The organism is Massilia sp. AB1, from assembly GCF_018119385.1.
Taxonomy (GTDB): Bacteria; Pseudomonadota; Gammaproteobacteria; order Burkholderiales; family Burkholderiaceae_D; genus Telluria.
The window spans coordinates 83702-108636 of record NZ_JAGKSG010000009.1; the positions used below are offsets into that span (position 1 = coordinate 83702).

20 protein-coding genes are annotated in these 24935 nt (G+C 65.2%); 18 read left to right on the forward strand and 2 right to left on the reverse strand.

What is annotated here, in order from left to right:
• Positions 1 to 202: 202 nt before the first annotated feature.
• Entirely contained in the window at positions 203 to 1642 is a 1440-nt protein-coding gene (locus J8847_RS07875) for an alkaline phosphatase (RefSeq protein WP_211524132.1), read from the forward strand.
• A gap of 16 nt (positions 1643 to 1658) precedes the next feature.
• Complete coding sequence (locus J8847_RS07880) at positions 1659 to 3017, forward strand: alkaline phosphatase (RefSeq protein ID WP_211524133.1); 1359 nt, start codon at positions 1659 to 1661, stop codon at positions 3015 to 3017.
• Between the two features lie 194 nt (positions 3018 to 3211).
• Here J8847_RS07880 and J8847_RS07885 read toward each other — a convergent pair whose 3' ends face one another.
• Positions 3212 to 3595, reverse strand: a complete 384-nt coding sequence (locus tag J8847_RS07885; RefSeq protein ID WP_211524134.1) for an SWIB/MDM2 domain-containing protein — start codon at positions 3593 to 3595, stop codon at positions 3212 to 3214.
• A 234-nt stretch (positions 3596 to 3829) separates the two neighbouring features.
• Entirely contained in the window at positions 3830 to 5197 is a 1368-nt protein-coding gene (ffh, locus tag J8847_RS07890) for a signal recognition particle protein (protein WP_211524135.1), read from the reverse strand.
• A 199-nt stretch (positions 5198 to 5396) separates the two neighbouring features.
• Here ffh and J8847_RS07895 point away from each other — a divergent pair, with 199 nt between their 5' ends.
• The 16 genes from J8847_RS07895 to J8847_RS07970 all read left to right on the forward strand — a co-directional run bounded on the left by J8847_RS07895 (position 5397) and on the right by J8847_RS07970 (position 24915).
• Positions 5397 to 6368: an ABC transporter substrate-binding protein gene (locus J8847_RS07895; RefSeq protein ID WP_211524136.1), complete on the forward strand. Its 972-nt coding sequence runs from the start codon at positions 5397 to 5399 to the stop codon at positions 6366 to 6368.
• Positions 6358 to 7215, forward strand: coding sequence for an ABC transporter permease (locus J8847_RS07900; RefSeq protein ID WP_211524137.1), 858 nt, complete (start codon positions 6358 to 6360; stop codon positions 7213 to 7215). The genes J8847_RS07895 and J8847_RS07900 overlap by 11 nt, the downstream gene beginning before the upstream one ends.
• A gap of 1 nt (position 7216) precedes the next feature.
• Positions 7217 to 8014, forward strand: coding sequence for an ABC transporter ATP-binding protein (locus J8847_RS07905; RefSeq protein ID WP_211524138.1), 798 nt, complete (start codon positions 7217 to 7219; stop codon positions 8012 to 8014).
• Positions 8015 to 8077: 63 nt separating this feature from the next.
• Positions 8078 to 8887, forward strand: a complete 810-nt coding sequence (locus J8847_RS07910) for an inner membrane protein YpjD (protein ID WP_211524139.1) — start codon at positions 8078 to 8080, stop codon at positions 8885 to 8887.
• Positions 8884 to 9138 carry a PP0621 family protein gene (locus J8847_RS07915; RefSeq protein ID WP_211524140.1) on the forward strand — a complete coding sequence of 85 codons (255 nt, stop codon included), beginning with the start codon at positions 8884 to 8886 and terminating at the stop codon, positions 9136 to 9138. Before J8847_RS07910 ends, J8847_RS07915 begins: the two co-directional genes overlap by 4 nt.
• A 6-nt stretch (positions 9139 to 9144) precedes the next feature.
• On the forward strand, positions 9145 to 10830 hold the full coding sequence (locus J8847_RS07920) for a nitrogen regulation protein NR(II) (protein ID WP_211524141.1): 1686 nt from the start codon (positions 9145 to 9147) through the stop codon (positions 10828 to 10830).
• 26 nt (positions 10831 to 10856) lie between these two features.
• Entirely contained in the window at positions 10857 to 12311 is a 1455-nt protein-coding gene (locus tag J8847_RS07925; RefSeq protein WP_211524142.1) for a sigma-54 dependent transcriptional regulator, read from the forward strand.
• Positions 12312 to 12862: 551 nt separating this feature from the next.
• Entirely contained in the window at positions 12863 to 15784 is a 2922-nt protein-coding gene (locus J8847_RS07930) for a ribonucleoside-diphosphate reductase subunit alpha (RefSeq protein ID WP_211524143.1), read from the forward strand.
• Between the two features lie 207 nt (positions 15785 to 15991).
• Positions 15992 to 17098, forward strand: coding sequence for a ribonucleotide-diphosphate reductase subunit beta (locus J8847_RS07935; protein ID WP_211524144.1), 1107 nt, complete (start codon positions 15992 to 15994; stop codon positions 17096 to 17098).
• Positions 17099 to 17232: 134 nt separating this feature from the next.
• Positions 17233 to 18276 carry an NADP-dependent oxidoreductase gene (locus tag J8847_RS07940; RefSeq protein WP_211524145.1) on the forward strand — a complete coding sequence of 348 codons (1044 nt, stop codon included), beginning with the start codon at positions 17233 to 17235 and terminating at the stop codon, positions 18274 to 18276.
• A 99-nt stretch (positions 18277 to 18375) separates the two neighbouring features.
• The gene (locus J8847_RS07945) at positions 18376 to 20217 is read left to right on the forward strand and encodes a glycoside hydrolase family 13 protein (RefSeq protein ID WP_373999858.1); all 1842 of its coding nucleotides are present in this window, start codon (positions 18376 to 18378) and stop codon (positions 20215 to 20217) included.
• Positions 20211 to 21107: a carbohydrate kinase family protein gene (locus tag J8847_RS07950; RefSeq protein WP_211524146.1), complete on the forward strand. Its 897-nt coding sequence runs from the start codon at positions 20211 to 20213 to the stop codon at positions 21105 to 21107. Before J8847_RS07945 ends, J8847_RS07950 begins: the two co-directional genes overlap by 7 nt.
• A 60-nt stretch (positions 21108 to 21167) precedes the next feature.
• On the forward strand, positions 21168 to 22865 hold the full coding sequence (locus J8847_RS07955; protein WP_229512619.1) for a PQQ-dependent sugar dehydrogenase: 1698 nt from the start codon (positions 21168 to 21170) through the stop codon (positions 22863 to 22865).
• A gap of 166 nt (positions 22866 to 23031) precedes the next feature.
• Positions 23032 to 23523 carry a type VI secretion system tube protein Hcp gene (locus J8847_RS07960; protein WP_211524147.1) on the forward strand — a complete coding sequence of 164 codons (492 nt, stop codon included), beginning with the start codon at positions 23032 to 23034 and terminating at the stop codon, positions 23521 to 23523.
• A 31-nt stretch (positions 23524 to 23554) separates the two neighbouring features.
• Positions 23555 to 24058: a lysozyme gene (locus J8847_RS07965; RefSeq protein WP_211524148.1), complete on the forward strand. Its 504-nt coding sequence runs from the start codon at positions 23555 to 23557 to the stop codon at positions 24056 to 24058.
• Positions 24055 to 24915 carry a hypothetical protein gene (locus J8847_RS07970; RefSeq protein WP_211524149.1) on the forward strand — a complete coding sequence of 287 codons (861 nt, stop codon included), beginning with the start codon at positions 24055 to 24057 and terminating at the stop codon, positions 24913 to 24915. Before J8847_RS07965 ends, J8847_RS07970 begins: the two co-directional genes overlap by 4 nt.
• Positions 24916 to 24935 lie beyond the last annotated feature (20 nt).

Below are 24935 nucleotides of genomic sequence, written 5' to 3' on the forward strand. Positions count from 1 at the left end.
AAGTTCGTTGCGCCGCCTACTACGCTTGATGGTAGTGGGTGCGCGTAAAACTTGGATTCCCGCCTGCGCGGGAATGACGGTTTTGAGGCTGCGGATACTAAACGCGTAACGACCAGCCCACGCTATACAAACCCGCAACATATCATCCCGCCATCCCCACCGCGCACAGTGTAGACTCACCGCTTTCCCCCGTGAGGCACCCATGCGACCGACCACTCTCGCCACCGCCGCCCTGCTGGCCCTCCTTGCCGGCTGCGCAGCCACCCCGCCCGCCGCGCCGACGCTGCAGGCCGGCACCCAGCCCGCCGAACGCGCCAGGAACGTCATCTTCTTCCTCGGCGACGGCATGGGCATCAACACCCTGACCGCGGCCCGCATCTATTCCGTCGGCGAAGACGGCGAACTGGCCATCGACTCGCTGCCCGAATCGGCCTTCGTGAAGACCTTCTCCAACAACGCCCAGGTCACCGATAGCGCCGCCTCGATGGCGGCCTATATGACCGGCGTGAAGCAGAACAACGGCGTGATCTCGATGTCGACCGACACCATCTCGGTCTCGCCCGGCCCTGACGCCAACGGCAACAACCTGGTCAGCCGCTGCACCACCGGCAGCCGGGTCGACACCCTGCTGGAACTGGCCAGGCGCCGCGGCATGGCGCTCGGCGTGGTCACCACCACCAGCGTCACCGACGCCACCCCGGCCTCCACCTACGCCCACGCCTGCCACCGCAAGCTGGAGACCGACATCGCGGCCTCGCTGGTGCCGGGCGGCGCCGGCTACAACGGGGCGCTCGGCGCGCGCGGGCTGGACGTGGTGTTCGGCGGCGGCGCGCAGTTCTTCACGCCTTTCGCGGCCGGCGGCAAGCGCGCCGACAACCGCGACCTGCTGGGCGAACTGAGCGCCCAGGGCTTCCGCGTCGCGCGCGACACCGCGCAGTTCAACGCCCTGAGCCCGGGCCAGCCGGTCATCGGCCTGTTCGCCCAGAACCACCTGGACTACCACGAGGCGCGCAACCCGATGGTCCAGCCCGGCCTGCCCGACATGACGCGCAAGGCCATCGACATGCTGGCCCCGAGCCCGAACGGCTTCTTCCTGATGGTCGAGGGCGGCCTGATCGACCATGCGCTGCACGCCACCCTGGCCAAGCGCGCGCTGCAGGAAACCGTGGTCTACAACGCCGCGCTGCAGGCGGCCATCGACCGCATGCAGGCCATCGATCCGGGCCTGAAGAACACGCTCATCGTCGCCACCGCCGACCATGACCACACCCTGCTCCTGAACGGCTACACCGCCCGCACCGGCAAGACCACGCCGGGCAACCCCGGCGTGCTGGGACTGGTGCGCGGCCTGGACGGCAAGCCGAAGCTGGACAAGGACGGCATGCCCTACACGATCATCGGCTTCGGCACCGGCGAGAACCGCTACGCCGGCAACCGCGCCAAGCAGGGATCGCTGACCGACGACATCGTCACGCGCGACGACTACCACCAGGAAGCCGTGGTCCGCACCAACAAGGGCGCGGAGACCCATGGCGGCGCCGACGTCTACCTGGGCGCCGTGGGCGCCGGGTCCGAACTGTTCCGCGGGACCATCGACAACACCCGCGTGTTCAGCCTGATCAAGACCGCGGCCGGTCTGTAAGCCTCGAGGAGCCATCATGACATTCCGACGATTCTCTCCGCTGCTGGCCGCCTGCACCCTGGCCGCCGCCAATGCTAGCGCCGCGCCGCAGGCCAAGAACATCATCTTCTTCCTCGGCGACGGCATGGGCCCGACCACCATCACCGCCGCGCGCATCTACAAAGGCGGCGAGGACAGCCTGCTCAACTTCGAGCGGCTGGAGCGCACCGCGCGCATCAAGACCTATTCCAACGACTTCCAGACCACCGACAGCGCGCCCTCGATGGGTTCGTACATGACCGGCATCAAGATCAACAACGACGTGATCTCGATGAAGGACGCGCGCGCCATCGACCCGTCCAGCGACGGCGTCGACCAATGCGGCGCCGGCAATGGCGCGGCCGCGCCGACCATCCTGGAACTGGCCAAGGCGCGCGGCAAGGCTGTCGGCGCGGTCACGACCACCGAGCTGACCCACGCGACGCCCGCCTCGACCTTCTCGCACGTGTGCCACCGCGACGCCGTGTACACCATCGCGCAGCAGATCGTGCCGGGCGGCGCCGGCTACAACGCGGCGCTTGGCGACGGCGTGGACGTGCTGATGGGAGGAGGGCGCGACCACTTCACGCCGCGCGGCGCCGGCAATCCGAAGGGCCGTCCGGACGGGCGCGACCTGATGAAGGAGTTCGCGGCACAGGGCTACTTCGTCGCCAACACGCGCGCGGACATGATGTCGGCGCGCCCTGGCCGCAAGTTCGTGGGCGTCTACAGCGCCACCAGCCACCTCGACTACGCGCGCGCGCGCCGGCCGGAGCAGCCGACCCTGGCCGAGATGACCACCAAGGCGATCGAGCTGCTGTCGAAAGACCCGGACGGCTTCTTCCTGATGGTCGAAGGCGGCAAGATCGACCACGCGCTGCACGACACGCGCGCCAAGGATGCGCTGGCCGAGACCGTGGCCTTCGACGAAGCGATCCAGACCGCGCTCGAGCGCATGCGCGCCATCGATCCGGGGCTGGAAAACACCCTGATCGTGGTGACGGCGGATCACGACCACACGATGGTCATGAGCGGCTATCCGAAGCGCGGCAACCCGGTGCACGACGTGCTGCGCGATTACGCCAGCGGACAGCCGAAGAAGGATGCGGATGGGAAGACCTTCACTACGCTGCTGTTCGGGAATGGGCCGAACCGGCCGGATGTCAGGGCCGACGTGGACAGCGCGACGGTGCTGAGCGACAGCTACCACCAGGAAGCCGGCGTGCGCGCGGAGTGGGAATCGCACGGGGGCGGGGATGTGAAGCTGTATGCGGTGGGGGCGGGGTCGGCGCCGTTCAAGGGGACGATCGAGAATACGAAGGTGTTTCACTTGATGAAGGCGGCCTTCGGGTTTTGATCGCGGCTATGGTGCGAACTTGGGTCCCGGCCTTCGCCGGGGCGCCGTGCTGGCGCTTGCCATTTACTTTCGAGCCGTCGTTCCGGCGAAGGCCGGAACCCAAGTTTCTCAGCGCAGCCAATACCAAAAACAAAAGGCCCCGGCATCAACCGGGGCCTTTTTGCTCGGGCCAGTGCTGGACAGCCAGCCAGCGATTACTTCAGGTGATCCGAGATCAGCTTGGTCATCTCGAACATCGAGACCTGCGCCTTGCCGCCAAAGACAGCCTTCAGCTTGTCGTCGGCGTTGATCATGCGGCGGTTCGATGCGTCCTGCAGGTCCTTGGACTTGATGTAGTCCCAGACTTTCTTGGTGACTTCGGTGCGTGGCAGCGGCTTGTCGCCCACGACGGCGGCCAGGGTGGACGACGGAGTCATCTCTTTCATGAAAGCGGCGTTCGGCTTACGTGCCGCGGCCGGCTTGGCGGCGGTTGCTGCTTTTGCTGGTGCTGCCTTCTTTGCTGCGGGCTTGGCCGCTGCAGCTGGCTTGGCAGCGGCTTTCTTGGCTGGCGCTGCAGTGGATTTTTTGGCTGTTGCCATCTTCGAGCCTCCTAAAACGGACACATTGGAAAGTTGCGCAATTTAACGCACGGCTTATATTGGTGGCGTTTTACTGTTCATGCAAGTCTTTTTCGACATTTTTTCACTCTGAAACGCTCCGAAATGCGTGCCATCGCACCTACGAACGCATTTAAAGCGGAAAGCGCTGACAAAAGACGTAAAAAAACCGTGTACAGCCAGCGCCGTACACGGTTACTTTGATGCGGCCGAAGCTTAACGCAGGCCGGGCATCATGCCTTTCATCCCGCGCATCATCTTCATCAGGCCGCCACCTTTGAGCTTCTTCATCATGGTCTGCATCTGATCGTACTGAGTCAGCATGCGGTTCACTTCCTGCACCTGCACGCCCGCGCCCGCCGCGATGCGGCGCTTGCGGTTGGCCTTGATCAGCTCCGGCTTGGCGCGCTCGGCCGGCGTCATCGAGTCGATGATGCCGACCATGCGGCGCACCTGCTTCTCGGCCTGGTCCATGTTGGCGCCCGCCGCGGCTTGCTGGAACTGGGCCGGCAGCTTGTCGAGCAGGCCGGACATGCCGCCCATTTTCTTCATCTGGGTCAGCTGGGCCTTGAAGTCGTTCATGTCGAAACGGCCGCCGACCTTGATCTTGTTGGCCAGTTCGGCCGCGGCTTCGGCGTCCACGCCCTTGCGCGCTTCTTCCACCAGCGCCAGGATGTCGCCCATGCCCAGCACGCGGTTGGCCATGCGCGCCGGATCGAAGGCTTCCAGGCCGTCCAGCTTTTCGGACACGCCGGCGAACTTGATCGGCTTGCCGGTCACGTGACGCACCGACAGCGCCGCGCCGCCGCGCGAGTCGCCATCGAGCTTGGTCAGCACGATGCCGGTCAGCGGCAGGGCGTCGTTGAAGGCCTTGGCGGTGTTGATCGCATCCTGGCCCAGCATGGCGTCGACCACGAACAGGGTCTCGACCGGCTTGACGGCGGTGTGCACCGCGGCGATCTCCTGCATCATCGCTTCGTCGATGCCCAGGCGGCCGGCGGTGTCGATGATCAGGACATCGTGGTAGTGCTTCTTGGCCCAGTCCAGCGCATTGCGGGCGATGTCGACCGGCTTGTCGCTGGCGGTGGTGGGGAAGAAGTCGGCGCCGACCTGCTTGGTGACGGACTCCAGCTGGGCGATCGCGGCCGGACGGTAGACGTCGGCCGACACGGTCAGCACCTTCTTCTTTTTCTGCTCTTTCAGGTACTTGGCCAGCTTGCCGACGGTGGTGGTCTTACCGACACCCTGCAGGCCGGCCATCAGGATGATCGCCGGCGGTTGCTGGGCGAAGGAGAGCTGGGTGGCGTCCGGGCCGAGGTCGGCGCCCATCAGGGCGGCCAGCTCGCGCTGCACCACGCCGACCAGCGCCTGGCCGGGGCTGAGCGAACCGATGACTTCTTCGCCCAGCGCTTTTTCCTTCACTTTGGCGATGAATTCGCGCACCGCCGGCAGCGCCACGTCCGCCTCGAGCAGGGCCATGCGCACTTCGCGCAGCATCTCGGCAGTGTTCGCCTCGGTCAGGCGAGCCTCGCCGCGCATCGTCTTGACGACCTTGGCAAGGCGTTGGGTCAGATTATCTAGCATGGTTACCTAATATATATAAGGCGAGTTGAGTCAAACCTCCATTTTACCTTGCGCAGGCTCCGCCGTTCGCCTCCAGGGCCGGCAAGAGCACAAATTTTCAGCAATTCCCGGGTTTGTTGTCTCAACGCAAGTTTCCAAGTCCTCCTCTCATGCACCCTCGTGTTTCCACTGAGCATTTGAAGTTGAATGGAGGATAGGCATGAGCAAGGTGTTTCGCAAGGCCCTCGTGGCACTCTCCCTGCTGGCGGCCAGCCAGGTCCAGGCCCAGGACGTGGTACGGCTCGGGAACCTCAAGCTGGCGCATTTCGGCGCCGTCTCGTACATCAAGGAAATCGCTCCGAGCTGCGGCATCAAGGTCGAGGAAAGGGTCTTCCCCAAAGGACTGGACGTGATGCAGGCCATCATCGCCGGCGAGCTCGATGTCGGCGGCACCGCCTCGGAAGCGGCGATCCAGGGCCGGGCCGGCGGCGCGCCCGTGCTGGTGGTGGCCGGCTTCGCCAAGGGCGGCGCGCGCCTGGTGGCGCGGCCCGAGCTGAACATCAGGAACGTGCTCCAGTTGAAGGGCAAGCGGGTCGGCGTGACGCGCGGCGCGATCCAGGAAGTGCTCCTGATGGCCGAACTGGCCCGCTACGGCCTGAAGGCGGACGCCGCACCGGGCAAGGACGTGCAGCTGGTCTACCTGTCCTACCCGGACCTGAACCAGGCGCTGCTCGGCAAGCAGATCGACGCCATGATGCAGTCCGAACCGCAGTCCTCGCAGGCGATCAACAAGGGTTTCGGCGTGGAGGTGCTCAAGCCCTACGGCACCCTGATCGGCGAGCCGGTGCGCACCCTGGTGATGACCGAGAAGTTCTACCGCGAGCGCCGTCCGCTGGCCGAGAAGTTCATGCGCTGCTTCGTCCAGGCCACCCGGACCTTCATCGACCATCCGGACAAGGCCGAGAAGTACGTGCGCGAGACGATCTTCAAGAACCAGATTTCATCGGAAGACTTCCGGGATGCGATCGCCAATTCGCCCTACACGCTCGACATCACGTCCTCGCACATCCAGGTGACGACCGACATCATGGCCAAGACCGGGGTAGGGCGCATGGCCAGGCCGCCGGTGGCGGCGGATTGGGTGAAACTGGACTTGCTGGCCTCGGCCAGGAGGAGCGCACATGTTGATTGAACGCCGCCGCCGCGCACGCGCAACACCGCGCAACTGGAACGAGATTGGCGTGGGCCTGGTGGCGCCGGTGCTGGCCATCGCGCTCTGGCATGCGGTAGCCCAGGCGGGGCTGGTGAACCCGCAGGTGCTGCCGGCGCCGCTGGAGGTGGCGCGCAAGTGGATCGCCTACCTGCTTCCGCTCGACGCCTATGATGGACATGGCGGCCAGGCCGGCTGGCTGGCCTGGGCGCTGTCGGGCGAACTGGTGGTCGATACCGCCAACAGCCTGTATCGGGTGGTGGTCGGTTTCGCCATCGGCGCCGGCCTGGCGCTGCCGCTCGGGCTGGCGATGGGCGCGAGCAGCGCCGTCTATGCCTGGATGAATCCCCTGGTCCAGCTGCTGCGGCCGATTCCGCCGATCGCCTACATCCCGCTGGCCATCCTGTGGTTCGGGCTGGGCAACCCGCCGGCCGTGTTCCTGATCGCGATCGGGGCCTTCTTCCCGGTCCTGATGAACACCATCGCCGGGGTGCGCCAGGTGGACGGCATCTACCTGCGCGCCGCGCGCAACCTGGGCGCGGGCGGCGTCACCATGTTCGTGCGCGTGATCCTGCCGGCGGCCGTGCCCTACATCCTGTCGGGCGTACGCATCGGCATCGGCACCGCCTTCATCGTCGTCATCGTCGCCGAGATGATCGCGGTGAACAGCGGGCTGGGTTTCCGCATCCTGGAGGCGCGCGAGTACTTCTGGTCGGACAAGATCATCGCCGGGATGATCAGCATCGGCCTGCTCGGCCTGGCGATCGACCTGGGCATGGACCGTTTGAACAAACACTTGCTGCGCTGGCACCGCGGCCTGGAGCACTGACATGAACGTACCGCATATCCGCATCGACGCCGTGAACAAGGTCTTCGCCAGCGATGGCCGCGAGATCAATGCGCTGAAGGACATCCATCTCGAGATCCCGCGCGGGCAGTTCACCTGCCTGCTGGGGCCTTCCGGCTGCGGCAAGTCGACCCTGCTGAACGCGGTCGCCGGCTTCGCCCCGCCCAGCAGCGGCGCGATCACGGTGGACGGTGCGCCGGTGGCCGCGCCCGGACCGCAGCGCGGCATGGTGTTCCAGGAGTACGCGCTCTTTCCCTGGATGACGGTGGCCCAGAACATCGGCTTTGGCCTGGAGATCCGGGGCATGCCCAAGGCCCAGGTAGCGGAGGCCGTGGAGCGGCTGCTGACGATGCTGTCGCTGCTGGACTTCCGCCAGCGCTATCCCAAGGACCTGTCGGGCGGCATGCGCCAGCGGGTGGCGATCGCGCGCGTGCTGGCGCTGGATTCGCCGATCATGCTGATGGACGAGCCTTTCGGCGCGCTGGACGCGCTCACCCGGCGCAACCTGCAGGACGAGCTGCTGCGCATCTGGGCCGAGCTCGGGAAGACGATCCTGTTCGTGACCCACAGCATCGAAGAGGCGATCTACCTGGCCGACCGGATCGTCGTGATGACCTACCGCCCGGGCACGGTGAAGCGCGACCTGCTGGTGGGCCTGCCGCGCATGCGCGACCCGGCCGCGCCCGAGTTCAACGCCCTCAAGCGCGAGCTGGGGATGCTGGTCATGGAAGAGCAGCAGCGGCATCATACCGACGAGCTGAAGATGGCGGCCGTCGACTGAAGCCGGCTGCCAGGGAGGGGGGCAGGGTGCCACCGGCGCTGGCCGATGGTGTAGACTTCCATTATGCAGAACACCCTCTTTTTCGCCGCGGCCCTGCTGTACGCGGTCTGCGCCCTGCTGCCGTCGCGCCAGGGCGCTGCCATTTCCGCCGTCACCGCGCTCGCCTGGCTGATCCACGGCGCGGCGCTCGGCCTCGACGTGGTCCTGCCGGGCAACCTGCGCGTCGGTTTCGCCGTCATGCTGTCGTCCGCGCTGTGGGTCTCGGTGGCCGCCTACTGGCTGGAGAACCGCAATTTCGCCCTCGACGGCCTGCGCCGCCTGGTGATGCCCTTCGCCTTCGGCGCGACCTTGCTGCCGGTGCTGTTCCCGGGCAGCCTGATGCCGCTGGCCGGCAGACCGGCCGCCTTCGGCTGGCACATCGCCGTGGCCGTGCTGGCCTACAGCACCCTCACCATCGCCGCCTTCCACGCCGTCCTGATGGCGCTGCAGGAAGCCCGGCTGCATACCCGCCCGGCCGGCCCCAATGCCGGCTGGTTCGGATCGGCCCTCGACCAGCTGCCGGCCCTGCTGACCATGGAAAAGCTGCTGTTCCGCGTGATCTGGATCGGCTTCGTGCTGCTCAGCCTTACCGTCCTGTCGGGCATCGTGTTCTCGGAACAGGTGTTCGGCCGCCCCATGCTGCTCGACCACAAGAGCATCTTCGCGCTGCTGTCGTGGGCGCTGTTCGCCGCGCTGCTGGCCGGGCGCAAATGGCAGGGCTGGCGCGGCAAGACGGCGCTGCGCTTCACCCTGGCGGGCTTCGCCACCCTGGCGCTGGCCTATGTCGGCAGCCGCTTCGTGCTGGAAGTCGTCCTGCACCGGGGGGTAGCATGAGCCGCATCCTGTTCTGGATCGCCCTGATCGCGCTGGTGATCATGGCCGTGCGCAGCAAGCTGCGCGCCGCCGTGCGCCGCAGCCAGATGGAAGCGCAACAACAGCAGCGCCCAGCCCCGTCCCACCCGGCCGAGATCGAAGCCATGACCCAGTGCGCCCACTGCGGCATGTATTTCCCCTCGTCGGAAGCGGTGCGCGCCGACGGCCTCGATTACTGCTCGCCAGGCCACGTGCGCCTGCCGCCCCGGTAAGCCCCGATGGCGGCTTCGAAGGTGCTGGCGCGTGCGCTGTCGGCGGAGGCGCACGTCACCCTGTGGCGCTCGCTCCAGACCTTCACGGTCACGCGCATCGTCATCGCGCTGGTGCTGCTGCTCTACCTCGGCTTCGATGTCGAGAGCGGCCGCATCAAGACCGATCCCGTCAACGCCGAAACCTGCTTCGCCTACGCGGCGGCGGCCCTCGTGTTCGCGGTCGTGGCGGCGCGCTGGCGGCGCCGCTTCATCGTCCAGCTGGGCGCGCAGATCGCCACCGACCTGGCGGCGATCTCGCTGCTCTACCTGGCCGCCGGCGGCATGCGCAGCGGCCTGGGCATCCTGTATCTGTTCCCGCTGGCCGGCGCCGCCATCCTGGCGCCGCTGGTGCTGGCGCTGTTCTCGGCCTCGCTCGCGGCCATCTTCCTGTTGCTGGAGAGTGTCTGGCAGATCTTCATGAGCGACCGCGAACCGCCGCTGATGCAGGCCGGGATGTACGGCGCCGCCTTCTTCGCGGCGGTGCTGATGGTGAACCGGCTGGCGGCGCGCCTGCTCGGCCAGGAAGAACTGGCGGCCCAGCGCGGGGCTGACCTGCGCATCCAGCAAGCCATCAACCACATCGTGATCGCCGACGTCGGCGACGGCATCCTTGTGGTCGGTGACGAAGGCCGCCTGTACACCGGCAACCCGGCGGCGCGGCGCATGCTGGGCCTGGAAGGGGAGGCCGAAGGCTTCCTGCTGGGCGAGGTTCCGGCGCTGGAGCCGGTGGCCCAGGCCTACGCCGGCTGGCGCGCGGCGCCGAACGAGGAAGCGGCCTTCGTCACCATCAAGCCCTGGCACGAGCAGGGCGACAGCGAGGACGGCGGCGCCGCCGTCGTGCGCGGCCGGCGCGACCAGCCGGTGCACCTGAAGCTGCGCTTCGCGCGCGTCGACACCGGCAACCAGGCGGGCGGGCGCAGCGTGATCTTCATGCAGGACGTGAGCGCCATCGAGAACGAGGCGCAGCAGCTGAAGCTGGCCTCGATGGGACGCCTGACCGCCAGCATCGCCCACGAGGTGCGCAACCCGCTGTCGGCGATCGGCCACGCCACCGCGCTGCTGGCTGAAGACCTGCATGGGCCGGCCGAGGTGCGCTTGCTGAAGATCGTGGGCGACAACGTGGCGCGCGTGAACCGCATGGTCGAGGACATCCTGCAGCTGTCGCGCAAGGCCCAGCCGCACACCGAGCCGGTGCAGCTGAGCAGCTTCCTGGCCGAGCTGAAGGCCGAATTCTGCGAAATCCATGCGCTGGACGGTGATATAGTCTGGCTGGGCAACGCCGGCGGCGCCACCGTGCGCTTCGATCCGCTGCACCTGCACGAAGTGCTGCTCAACCTGCTGAACAACGCGATCCGCTACGCCAGCCGCAAGCCGGCCAGCATCCGGATCTTCCCGTCCAGCGACGCGGCCGGGCGTCTCGAGCTGCACGTGCAGGACGACGGCCCCGGCATCACGCCCGAAGTGCGCGCCCACCTGTTCGAGCCCTTCTACACGACATCGAGCAAGGGCACCGGGCTGGGACTCTACCTGGCGCGCGAGCTGTGCCTGAACAACGATGCGAAACTCGATTATGAATACCGCTTCGACCAGGCCGCGATGGGACCGCGCAAGGCCAGCGGCCGTTTCGTCATCAGCTTCGTGCAGCCGGCCTGAAGAACCAAGGACCAACAGGGAGAGCCATGACCGCACCACGTATCCTGGTCGTCGACGACGAAGCCGACCTGCGCGAACTGCTCGAGATCACCTTGCTCAAGATGGGCCTGGACGTCGACAGCGCCGCCACCTTGCGCCAGGCGCGCAGCCTGTTCGAGGAACATGACTATTCTCTGGTGCTGACCGACATGCGCCTGCCCGACGGGCTCGGGATCGAACTGGTGCGCGAGATCAGCGCCTCGGGCAAGGGCACGCCGGTGGCCGTGATCACCGCCTTCGGCAGCGCGGAGAACGCGGTGGTGGCGCTCAAGGCCGGCGCCTTCGACTACATCGCCAAGCCGGTGGCGCTGGACGCCCTGCGCGTGATGGTGCGCTCGGCCCTGAAACTGACCGAAGGCGGAGCGGGGCAGCCGGAAGCGAACGCCGGCGCCTCCCGCCTGATCGGCAATTCGGCGGCCATGCAAGCGCTGCGCGCCCAGATCGCGCGCCTGGCGCGCTCGAACGCGCCGGTGTCGATCACCGGCGAATCGGGCGCCGGCAAGGAGCTGGCCGCGCGCGAGATCCATGCGCAAAGCTCGCGCGCCGCCAAGCCCTTCGTGGCGGTGAACTGCGGCGCGATCCCCGAGACCCTGATGGAGGCCGAGTTCTTCGGCTACCGCAAGGGCGCCTTCACCGGCGCAGCGGACGAGCGCGAAGGCTTCTTCCAGGCGGCCGACGGCGGCACCCTGATGCTGGACGAGGTGGCCGACCTGCCGCTGGCGATGCAGGTCAAGCTGCTGCGCGCGATCCAGGAGCGGCGCGTGCGCAAGATCGGCGCCACCGTCGAAGAGCCGGTCGACGTGCGCATCATCAGCGCCACCCACCAGGACCTGGCGCGCTGCGTCGAGACCGGCAAATTCAGGCAAGACTTGTTCTATCGCCTGAACGTGATCGAGCTGGCGCTGCCGCCGCTGCGTGAGCGCCTGGACGACCTGCCGTTGCTGGCCGACGCGATCCTGGCCAGGCTGGCGGGACCGGGCAAGGCTGCGCTCGGACCGGGCGTGCTTGAGGCGCTGCGCGCCTATTCCTTCCCGGGGAACGTGCGCGAGCTGGAGAACGTGCTGGAGCGGGCGCTGGCCTTTGCCAATGACGGCGTGATCGAAGTCGGCGACTTGTCGCTGAAGGCGGCGCGGCCCGGCGAGCCGGGTGTGCGCGAGCCGGTGGCGCCGCCCGTGATCCCTGCTTTGCCGGTGACGCCCGAGCCGGCGCCGGCTGTGCCGGCCGCGGCCACAGTTCCGGCGCCAGGACCGGTGAGCCTGGGACCGGCGGAGCTGCCGAGCAACCTGCCGGCCTACCTGGAGCAGGTCGAGCGCGAGGTCATCCAGCGCGCCCTGCAGCAGACCCAGTTCAACCGCACCCAGGCGGCCAGCCTGCTGGGCATCAGCGTGCGCCAGCTGCGCTATTCGATGCAAAAACTGGAGATCAGCGCGCCGGAAGATTGAATGCAGCAAGCATGACCGCTGTACATACGGAGGCCTCACCGGGCCGCACCCCTATATCTAGTGGCTGGGGTCCGCTGACCCCTTCATTATCTTGAAATTAATCTGGTGCAAAATGCACTTCTGCAGTGCAACAACGACCTATTCTGATTACCGCTTAGGCAGCCGAAAACACTGATGTTAGTGCTCGCTCACCGCGCGCTCCGCATCTTTCGGATGACTGCAAAAGTCAAGACTCCGCACCACGATTCCTCTCAAAAATTGAGAATTTATTTACTTGCCTGTATCGCAAACGAGGTACTACAATTAGTCTCATCTCAAGGCCGGACACTAGATCTAGTGGTAGTAGACAACAAGCAACTAGGTCCTCCGGCAGTCGGCAAGCTCAGCTTCCGGCACGAATCATTGACGTAACCTTTACCCTGCATATCTGGTTTGCCAGCTTAGGCCACCGGCTGGCGGGGTATCGTTTTGCTTTTAATTTTGTCAACGGACCGCACGACGGTCTGAAGCGATAACAAATCGGCGGCAACGGCTGCCATCCTGGAGGCTCAATGCAAACAGCACAAGACATCTCGATCAACCCGCACGTCACCCCAGGAACGACGTCGAACGGCGCCACGCCGGCCGACGTCGTCGCGCGCGGTGATTACCGTGTCATCCGCCGCAATGGCGCCGTGGTCGCGTTCGAGCCGAACAAGATCTCGGTCGCGATGACCAAGGCCTTCCTCGCCGTCGCCGGCGGGCAGGGCGCCGTCTCGGCCCGCATCCGCGAGCTGGTGGAACAGCTGACCAACAACGTCGTGGCCGCGCTGGTGCGCCGCCAGCCGAATGGCGGCACCTTCCACATCGAAGACGTGCAGGACCAGGTCGAGCTGTCGCTGATGCGTTCGGGCGAACACGATGTCGCCCGCGAATACGTGCTGTACCGCGCCAAGCGCATGGAAGAGCGCCGCGCCGCCAAGGAAGCCGCCGGCGGTGCCGCCGTCGTGGCTCCGCAGATCCACGTGGTCGACGGCGGCGAGCGCCGTCCGCTGGACCTGAACGCCGTCTCGAGCCTGATCAACGCCGCCTGCGCCGGCTTGGAAAAGCACGTCGACGCCGACGCGATTCTGGCCGAGACCATGAAGAACCTGTACGACGGCGTGCCGGTCGAAGAGCTGCACAAGTCCGCCATCCTGGCCGCCCGCGCGCTGATGGAAAAGGACCCGGCCTACAGCCAGGTGACCGCCCGTATCCTGCTGCACACCATCCGCAAGGAAGTCTTCGGCAAGGAAGTCGCGCAAGCCGCCGCCGCCGCCGAGTACATCACCTACTTCCCGAAGTACATCGCCAAGGGCATCGAGAACGAGCTGCTGGACGAAGAGCTGGGCAAGTACGACCTGGAGCGCCTGGCCAAGGCCCTGGTCGCCGACCGTGACCTGCAGTTCGGCTACATCGGCCTGCAGACCCTGTACGACCGCTACTTCCTGCACGTGCGCGACGTGCGCATCGAAATGCCGCAGGCCTTCTACATGCGCGTCGCGATGGGCCTGGCCCTGCGCGAAGCCGACCGCGAAGCCCGCGCCATCGAGTTCTACAACCTGCTGTCGTCGTTCGACTTCATGAGCTCGACCCCGACCCTGTTCAACTCGGGCACCCGCCGCTCGCAGCTGTCGTCCTGCTACCTGACCACCGTCGGCGACGACCTCGAAGGCATCTACGACGCGATCAAGGAAAACGCGCTGCTGTCGAAGTTCGCCGGCGGCCTGGGCAACGACTGGACTCCGGTCCGCGCGCTGGGTTCGCGCATCAAGGGCACCAACGGCCGTTCGCAGGGCGTGGTCCCGTTCCTGAAGGTCGTCAACGACACCGCTGTCGCGGTCAACCAGGGCGGCAAGCGCAAGGGCGCGGTCTGCGCCTACCTGGAAACCTGGCACCTGGACATCGAAGAATTCCTGGACCTGCGCAAGAACACCGGCGACGACCGCCGCCGCACCCACGACATGAACACCGCGAACTGGATTCCGGACCTGTTCATGAAGCGCGTGATGGAAAAGGGCAGCTGGACCCTGTTCTCGCCGTCGGAAACCCCGGACCTGCACGACCTGACCGGCAAGGCCTTCGAACAAGCCTACGTTGCGTACGAAGCCAAGGCCGAGCGCGGCGAAATGTCCGTGTTCAAGAAGATCGAAGCGCTGGACCTGTGGCGCAAGATGCTGTCGATGCTGTTCGAGACCGGCCACCCGTGGATCACCTTCAAGGATCCGTGCAACATCCGTTCGCCGCAGCAGCACGTGGGCGTGGTGCACTCGTCGAACCTGTGCACCGAGATCACCCTGAACACCAACGCCGACGAAATCGCCGTCTGCAACCTGGGCTCGGTGAACCTGCCGCAGCACATGAAGGGCGATGGCCTGGACCACGTCAAGCTGCAGAAGACCATCCGCACCGCGATGCGCATGCTGGACAACGTCATCGACATCAACTACTACGCTGTCGACAAGGCGCGCAACTCGAACATGCGTCACCGTCCGGTGGGCATGGGCATCATGGGTCACCAGGACTGCCTGCACATGATGCGCGTGCCGTTCGCTTCGGACAAGGCCGTCGAATTCGCGGACAAGTCGATGGAAGCCGTCTGCTACTACGCCTACCTGGCGTCGACCGAGCTGGCGGAAGAGCGCGGCCGCTACGACACCTACGAAGGTTCGCTGTGGGACCGCGGCATCCTGCCGCAGGACTCGATCAAGCTGCTGGCGGAAGAGCGCGGCGGCTACCTGGAGCAGGACACCAGCGAATCGATGGACTGGAGCGTGGTGCGCAAGCGCATCAAGCAGTTCGGCATGCGTAACTCGAACTGCGTGGCGATCGCCCCGACCGCGACCATCTCGAACATCATCGGCGTGTCGGCTTGCATCGAGCCGACCTTCCAGAACCTGTACGTGAAGTCGAACCTGTCGGGCGAATTCACCGAGATCAACTCCTACCTTGTGCGCGACCTGAAGGCACGCGACCTGTGGGACGAAGTGATGATCGCCGACCTGAAGTACTTCGACGGTTCGCTGAGCAAGATCGACCGCGTGCCGCAAGACCTGCGCGACATCTACGCCACCGCGTTCGAAGTCGAGCCGAAGTGGCTGGTGGAAGCCGCCTCGCGCCGCCAGAAGTGGATCGACCAGGCCCAGTCGCTGAACATCTACATGGCCGGCGCATCGGGCAAGAAGCTGGACGAGACCTACAAGCTGGCGTGGCTGCGTGGCCTGAAGACCACCTACTACCTGCGCACCATCGCCGCGACCCACATGGAGAAGTCGACCACCCGCACCGGCGCCCTGAACGCCGTGCCGGTCTCGGGCGGCATCCAGGCCGGTCACGCCGCTCCGGCAGCCGCCGCTCCGGTGGCAGCTGCTCCGGCAGCCGACGTGGTGGAAGGCGCCGCCTGCTACCTGCGTCCGGGCGACGCCGGCTTCGACGAGTGCGAAGCCTGCCAGTAATTCGCTGAATAGGGGAAGCCTGCTTGAACGCAGGCTTCCCCGTTAGTACCACTACCCGTAAAACCGTCGTTCCGGCGTAGGCCGGAACCCAAGTTCGCAGCACACCGCCAGCGCTTGGGGTTCACCAGAAACCGACGACTATCAACATATACCCGTGACCTCATGCGCGATTCCCCGCGACGAGGTTTCGACTGAAGGATTAAAGACATGCTCTCTTGGGACGACGAACCGACCAGCGCCCCGCGCGCCCCGCAAACCGCAGCCTCGGAAGGCGCAGCACCGGCCGCCGAAGTGGCGAAACGCGTCAACGCCGACGACAAGCGCATCATCAACGGCCAGACCGACGTGAACCAGCTGGTCCCGTTCAAGTACAAGTGGGCATGGGACAAGTACCTGGCCGGCTGCGCCAACCACTGGATGCCGCAGGAAGTGAACATGCAGCGCGACATCGAGCTGTGGAAGAACCCGAACGGCCTGACCGAAGACGAGCGCCGTCTGGTCAAGCGCAACCTGGGCTTCTTCGTGACCGCCGACTCGCTGGCCGCGAACAACATCGTGCTGGGCACCTACCGCCACATCACCGCGCCGGAATGCCGCCAGTACCTGCTGCGCCAGGCCTTCGAAGAGGCGATCCACACCCACGCCTACCAGTACATCGTCGAATCGCTGGGCCTGGACGAGCGCGAGATCTTCAACGCCTACAACGAGATCGAATCGATCCACGACAAGGACCAGTTCCTGATCCCGTTCATCGACGTCCTGACCGACCCTGACTTCAAGACCGGCACCGTCGAAAACGACCAGAAGCTGCTGAAGTCGATCATCGTCTTCGCCTGCATGATGGAAGGCCTGTTCTTCTACGTCGGCTTCACCCAGATCCTGGCGCTGGGCCGCCAGAACAAGATGACTGGCGCCGCCGAGCAGTACCAGTACATCCTGCGCGACGAGTCCATGCACGTGAACTTCGGCATCGATCTGATCAACACGATCAAGATGGAAAACCCGCAGCTGTGGACCCCGGCCTTCCGCGACGAGATCAAGGAACTGTTCCTGAAAGCCGTCGAACTGGAATACCGTTACGCCGAAGACACCATGCCGCGCGGCGTGCTGGGCCTGAACGCCCCGATGTTCAAGAGCTACCTGCGCTTCATCGCCAACCGCCGCGCCGTGCAGATCGGCCTGGATCCGCTGTTCCCGAACGAAGAGAACCCGTTCCCGTGGATGAGCGAGATGATCGACCTGAAGAAAGAGCGTAATTTCTTCGAGACCCGCGTGACCGAGTACCAGACCGGCGGTACCCTGAGCTGGGACTGATCAGCGTCCAACACGCACCCGAGAACGCCCGCCTGGCCGACGCCAGCCGGGCGTTTTTTCATTCCAGGGAGCCATCTGAAGAAAACGCCGATCCGGCGTACCATGTCCGATCCAGCTCTTCAGGAGGACCGACGATGAACCCAGCGCTGAACCAGCGGATCGTGCTTGCTTCCCGCCCCCAAGGCCTGCCGCGGCCGGAGAATTTCCGGCTCGTCGAGGAACCCATTCCCGTTCCAGGCCACGGCGAGCTGCTGCTGGAAATCCTCTACCTGTCGCTCGACCCCTACATGCGCGGCCGCATGGACGATGCGAAGTCCTACGCCAGGCCGGCCGGCATCGGCGAGGTGATGGAGGGCGGCACGGTGGCGCGCGTGGCCGCGTCGCGCCACGGCGGATTCGTGGCGGGCGATATCGTCCTGTCGCATGCGGGCTGGCAGCGCTATGCGCTGTCGAACGGCGAGAACCTGCGCAAGCTCGACCCGACCCTGGTGCCGCCCACCACGGCGCTGGGCGTGCTGGGCATGCCGGGTTTTACCGCCTGGGCAGGATTAAGGGAGATCGGCCGCCCCAAGCCCGGCGAGACCGTGGTGGTGGCCGCCGCCAGCGGTGCGGTCGGCTCGGTGGTAGGGCAGATCGCCCGCATCCGCGGCGCCCGCGCCGTAGGGATCGCCGGCGGGCCGGACAAATGCGCCTTCGTGCACGACGAGCTGGGCTTCGACGCCGTCATCGACCACCGCGCGCCCGATTTCGCCGCCAGGCTGGCGGACGCCTGCCCGCAGGGCATCGACATCTACTTTGAAAACGTCGGCGGCAAGATCTGGGATGCGGTGATCCCGCTCCTGAACGACTTCGCCCGCGTGCCCGTGTGCGGACTGATCTCCCAGTACAACGCCTTGCCGCAGGCCGAACCGGGTCCGGACCGGCTCGCGCTGCTGATGCGCGACGTGCTGAAGAAAAGCCTCTTGATCCGCGGGTTCATCCAGCGCGAATTCGCCGACCTGCGCCCCGAGTTCCTGCGCGAGGCGGAGCAGTGGATCGCCAACGGCAAGCTGCGCTACCGGGAAGACATCGTCGACGGCCTGGAACGTGCACCAGAAGCCTTCATCGACCTCCTGCAAGGGCGCAATTTCGGCAAACTGATCGTCAAGGTGACCGATCAGCTCCCGCCGTATTCATAAGAAGTAAAACTACATTTATGGCTAAAGTTGGTTGAATACCTGCTTTCCTTCGTGTTACTTTACTACAAGGGATCGCTATAACAATCAACTGGAGGAGCCGTGCTTAAATTCGTAGTCGCCATTTCAGCCCAGACGACCGCCCTGTGCGCCCATGGCGCGCCATACCAGATCCAGCACGTGGAACCGCTGAACTGGTGGACAGGCATGAAGCGCACCGACCTCCAGCTGATGGTGCACGGCGAACGCATCGCCGAGCTGCAGCCGAAATTGTCCTACCCCGGCGTGCGCATTGTCGGCACCGAGCGCACCGACAACCCGAACTTCCTGTTCGTGAACCTCAAGATCGAGCGCTCGGCCAAACCCGGCGAATTCACGCTCCAGCTCATGCGCGGCAAGGAAGCAGTGGCCAGCCATCCCTACCGGCTCGAACAGCGCCGCCCCGGCTCGGCACAGCGGCGCGGCTTCGATTCCACCGATGCGATCTACCTGATCATGCCGGACCGCTTCTCCAACGCGAACCCGGCCAACGACCAGGCGGGCATGCTGGAAGGCGTCGACCGCAAGCAGCCTAACGTGCGCCACGGCGGCGACCTGGCCGGCATGCAGGCCCAGCTCGACTATATCCGCGGCCTCGGCTTCACCATGATCTGGCCGACGCCGGTGTTGGAGAACAACCAGCCGACCTACTCCTACCACGGCTATTCGCTGACCGATTACTACAAGATCGACCCGCGCTTCGGCAGCAACGAGGACTTCCGCAACTACGTTAAGGCCGCCAATGAACGCGGCATCGGCCTGATCCACGACGTGGTGCTGAACCACATCGGCACCGGTCACTGGTGGATGCAGGACATGCCGGCCAAGGACTGGATCAACCACGGCAAGACCTTCAAGCCGACCAACAACCAGCACACCGTCGCCCAGGACATCCACGTGGCGCCGGAAGAGAAGGCGCGCTTCTTCGACGGCTGGTTCGTCGAGACCATGCCGGACCTGAACCAGCGCAACAAGCTGGTGGCGCGCTACCTGATCCAGAACACACTGTGGTGGATCGAGTACGCGAACCTGGCAGGCATCCGCGAGGACACCTATTCCTACTCCGACCCGGCCTTCCTCAACGAGTGGAACCGCGCCGTGTTCGACGAATACCCGAACCTGAACATCGTCGGTGAGGAGATGGATGCGCGGCCGCACATGGTCGCCTACTGGCAGAAGGGCGTGGTCAACCGCGACGGCTACAAGTCCGAACTGCCGACCGTGATGGACTTCCCGCTGAGCGACACGGCGCCCCTGGCCCTCACCGCGCCGGAGTCCAGCGGCCAGGGCCTGATCCGGATCTACGAGATCCTGGCGGCCGACTACCTGTACGCCGATCCGATGAAGCTGATGGTCTTCCCGGACAACCACGACCGCCCGCGCATCCTGGCGCAAGTCGACAACAACATAGATCTGGCCAAGACCAATCTGATCCTGATGGCGACCACGCGCGGCATCCCGCAAATGTTCTACGGCACCGAGATCCTGATCGGCAGTCCCAAGCAGCGCGAGGACGGCGTGCTGCGCGCCGACATGCCGGGCGGCTGGGCGGGCGATACGACCAATGCCTTCACCGGCGCGAACCTGTCCCCCAGCCAGCGCGACATGCAGCAGCTGGTGCGCACTCTGTTCAACTGGCGCAAGACCAGCTCCGCCGTCAAGCACGGCAAGCTGACCCATTACCTGCCCGCCGACGGGACCTATGTCTACTTCCGCCACGACGGCAAGCAGACGGTGATGGTGGTGCTGAACAAAAACGCGGGACCAACCCAGCTCGACCTGAAGCGTTTCGCCGGCGTGATCGGCAAGGCGCGCCAGGCGCGCAACGTCCTGACCGGCGCCAGCGTGGACCTCAACGCGCCGCTGGCCCTGCCGCCCATGACCTCGGCGGTCATCGAATGGTAGACGTGCTGGTGGCGGGCGGCGTAGGCATCGACACCATCGTGCGCGTGCCGTCGCTGCCGCTGGCGATGGCCGACTCGATCCACGTGCCGCCCGTGATGGATTACGTGGCGCATACCGGCAACGGCGTGGCCCTGGGCTTGCTGGCCCTCGGCCACCGCCCCCTGCTGATCGACTTCATCGGCGAGGATCCCCAGGCGGAGCTGATCCTGGCCCGCTACCGCGAGCGCGGCCTGGAATTCGATTACCTGGTCCACGAGAGCGGCACCCGGCGCAGCGTCAACCTGGTGGGCCCGGACGGACGCCGCCTGTCGCTGTACGACGGCCGCCATCCGGACACGCTGCGCATGCCGCGCGCGTTCTACCTGCCGCGCATGCGCGAGGCGGAGCACGTCCACCTGAGCATCGTGCCCTGGGCGCGCGAACTTTATGACGATGCCCAGGCGCTCGGCCTGCCGGTATCGACCGACCTGCACGACTGGGACGGCTGCAATCCCTATTACCACGACTTCGCCTACCGGTCCGACCTGGTCTTCCTCAGCAGCGCCGTACTGGGCGCGGGCGTGTTCGAGGTGATGCGCGCCATTCTCCGGCAGGGGAGGGCGCAGGTGGTGGTGGCCACGGCCGGCGCGGACGGCAGCTATGTGCTGGAACGCGGGAGCGAAGAGGTGCGCCATACGGCGGCCGCCCGGCTCGACCTGCCGGTCGTGGACAGCAACGGCGCGGGCGACGCTTTTTCGTCCGCCTTCCTGCACGCCTGGCGCGCCGGCCAGCCGGTGGACGCCTGCATGCGGGCCGGCGCCATCAGCGGGGCCTTTGCCTGCGCCTTCCACGGAACGGCCGAGCGGAGCCTGAGCAGGGACGAACTGGACGGCTATCTGGCAAACGGCTGACGGACTGCGCGATCTGTCCTATCATGACGGATTGCCATTTATTCAAATCAGGAGACGTCTTTGCAAGCCAAGCCTTCGCCGTCGCACGCCCTGCTGCTCGCCAGTATGATAGCGGTAACTAGCGTCCACGCCGCCCCGCAATCCCTCAGTGGCCGAACTGTCTTCGACAACAACTGCGCCAGCTGCCACAGCGTCGACGCCAACCTGTCCTCGCGCGCCGGTCCGGGCCTGTTCGGCCTCGTCGGACGCAAGGCGGCGGCCGTCCCCGGCTATAACTACTCGGCCGCATTGAGCAAGGCCGGCGCCGCCGGCAAGACCTGGACCCGCGAGGAGCTGGACGTCTTCCTGCTCGATCCGGGCAAGGCGGTGCCGGGCACCACGATGCCGGTCGGCGTGCCGGACAAGCAGGCCCGCGCCGCGCTGATCGACTACCTGGCGAGCCTGCAGGGAGCGGTGACCGCCGCAGCCGCACCGGCAGCCGCCGCGCCGGCCGAACGCGACGGCGCCTGGGACGAGAACCAGCCCGGCAAGATCCACCACATCAAAGTCAGCGACCTGGCCAAGCCATTCGCCACCGCGAGCGCCGGCAACGGCCCGCGCGTCGAAGCGCGTCCGAACGGCTCCATGCCCGTCGTTCCGAGCGGCTTCACGGTCGGCGTGTTCGCCAGCGACGCCGACAAGCCGCGCCTGCCGCTGCGCGCTCCGAACGGCGACATCTTCCTGGCCGCCACCGCCAAGGGCGAGATCAAGGTGCTGCGGTCGAAGAAGGGCGACAAGGCGGATACGTCCGAGGTGTTCGCCAGCGGCCTGTCGCGCCCCTACGGCATGGCCCTCTACCCATCGGGCGCCAACCCGCAATACTTGTACGTCGCCAACGTCAACTCGATCGTCCGCATCCCTTACCGCAACGGCGACCTGAAGGCGCGCGGCGAGCCCGAAGTCGTGGTGCCGCACCTGAGCGACACGAGCGGCGGCCATACCACCCGCACCTTGGCCTTCTCGAAGGATGGCAAGACCCTGCTGCTATCGATCGGCTCGGCGACCAACATCGCCACCGAGATCGGCGCCACGCCGCCGGAACCGCTGCCGCAATGGGAAGCCAAGCATGGCGTCGGCGGCGCCTGGGGCGTGGAAACCGACCGCGCCACCGTGATGGCTTTCGATCTGGACGGCCGCAACCGCCGCACCTACGCCACCGGTCTGCGCAACTGCGTCGGCATGCTGGTCTATCCGTCCACGGGCGATTTGATGTGCAACGTCAACGAGCGCGACGCGCTGGGCGACAACCTGCCGCCGGACTACGTCACGCGCGTGAAGCAGGGCGGCTTCTACGGCTGGCCGTGGTACTACATCGGCGACCACGAAGACCCGCGCCTGGCGGGCCAGCGTCCCGACCTGAAGGGCAAGGCCATCGCGCCGGACGTGCTGCTGCAGGCGCACTCCGCGCCGCTGGGCATGGCGGTCTATCACGCGCCGAAAGGCGCGAAGAACGCCTTCCCGAAGGAATATGAAGGGGATGTGTTCGTGGCCCTGCACGGCTCGTGGAACCGCGGCGTGCGCACCGGCTACAAGGTGGTGCGGGTGTTCATGAAGAACGGCGTACCCACCGGGCAGTACCAGGACTTCATGACGGGCATGGTGCTGAGCGACCGCGACGTGTGGGGTCGACCGGCCGGCGTGGAAGTGGCGGCCGATGGCGCGCTGCTGGTGGTCGACGACGCCGGCGGCGTGGTGTGGCGCGTGGCGCCGAAGCGTTGACGCCGCTGAACTGATCATCGTTTCACCGGGTGCTGCAGGTGACCAGCACCGTGCACCCGGCACCCCTCAATGGCGCTCACTCATCATTGACGCGCACCAATCTGCTTCCCTTCCAATCGAATAACAATCTCTGCCGGTCATTGGACTTTCTGATGGGGTGGCAGCGATGGCAATCGACGTGTATCTGCAAATCGACGGTATCAAAGGTGAGTCGAGTGACGACAAGCACCACGACTGGATCGAATGCACCTCAGCCGAATGGGGTGTCTTGCAGCCGAGAAGCGCCACCGCTTCGACGGGCGGTGGCCACACCGCCGAAAGGGTCGTCATGGATGAAGTGACCCTCGTCAAATACGCTGACCTGGCATCTCCCATCCTCATGCAGACCTGCTCGATGGGCAAAACCATCCCAAAAGCGAGACTCGACTTCATGCGCGCCGATGGGCAGGGTGTGCGGATTAAATATTTCGAAGTCGAGTTGGAGAATGTGCTGATCGGGCACGTGCAAGCGGCGATCCAGCCCGGCGACATCCTGGCCGAGAGCATTGGACTGAAGTTCTCCAAGATCAGGTGGAAATACACGCAGCAGAAAATCGGCGGAGGTTCCGGCGGTAATACTGCCGGGGGCTGGGACCTTGCCGCCAACAAAATAGTCTGATCGCCGTGCAGCGCGAGCACAGGAGGGCATCATGAACATGAGTAGCGCCGGAAAACTGAGATTGCAGAATCGCGAGAAGAAAGTCATGGCCTATTACGACGACATGGGGCCGGGCAAGGGTAACTGTACTGTCGGCTACGGTTCTCTGGTCCATAAGAATCCATGCACAGATGAAGAGTTAAAGACGCCCGTAACCCACGAGCTGGTGATGAGCCTTTTTTCCGCCAACCTGAGGGAGGCGGAACGGGCGGTCGAGAGGAATGTGCAGGTATCGCTTACGCAGGCTCAGTTTGATGCACTGGTGAGCTATACCTTCAACCGCGGCCCGACCGGAGCGCGACCGGTCTATAGGCTGATCAACCGTGGAGAGTTGCATGCAGCTGGACAGGAGATGCTCAAGAGTACAGCAGTCAGAGTCCGAAAGAAGGGGAAGTTAGTCTCGATCGTTGCACGTGGTCTGATAGACCGTCGCAACGAGGAGAGTGCGCCTTTCTTGACGGCGCCGACCCAGAAGCAAAGGAACCTTACACCATGAGAATCTTTTGGGTGCGGCTACTCCGGATCTTCCTGCTGCCGCTTTGCCTCGTCGGCTTCGGCTGGGCCAAAGCCGACGAGGCAAATGAAGGCGTTTACGGCAAGTGGCGAGTCATCAAGGATCTGACTCCGGAAGGTTCGATCACTTCAAAGAGCGAGCAGCAGATCCGTGCCGTGATTGGAAAAACAGCTGCGATCGGTCCTGATAAATTTGCGTTCAATGGCAGCGAGTGCCGTCGTCCGGAATATAAGCGTAGTGTCGACGATACCGTTGAGTATTTTTATAGAGAGTGGCGTGTGAGTTCCAGCGACTTCCCCTTGGGTGACAGGGTCACTGTTGTGGATGTCACGTGCGATCACTATCTCATATACCCGATAGACAAGAATCGCCTGATCATCGCGATGGACGGCGTTTTCTTCGAGGCGGTACGGCTTGGCGCTGCGGCTGGCGGCGGCACCGCATCGGCCATGCGAGCCAAAGCGGACAGCGGTGTGAATGCCGATATCTTCGGCGCCTGGACTATCGATGGGGTGACGTGGGAAAAGGGACGTGTACTGACTCAGAAACAGGCGAAGATGCTGATGGGGATGCCGGTGTATATCGATGCCGGCAGATTCGTCTACTACGAGCACGTCTGCGACCGGCCATCCTACAAGCGAAGCCAGGAGACAAAGAGCGCGTATTTCCGCGGCGACTGGCGGAGCGACTTTGCGAGACTACCGTTGCCCGACAAGCTGACTGCCGTCGCAACGGAATGTGGGACCATCTATCCGGTCAGCCGGAAGCGCATCCTTATCGAAGATAACAATGGCCTGTTCTTTTCTGCTGTACCGCTACAGGGGAACGAAGCCAGGTGATATCGACAAAAGGAAGACGG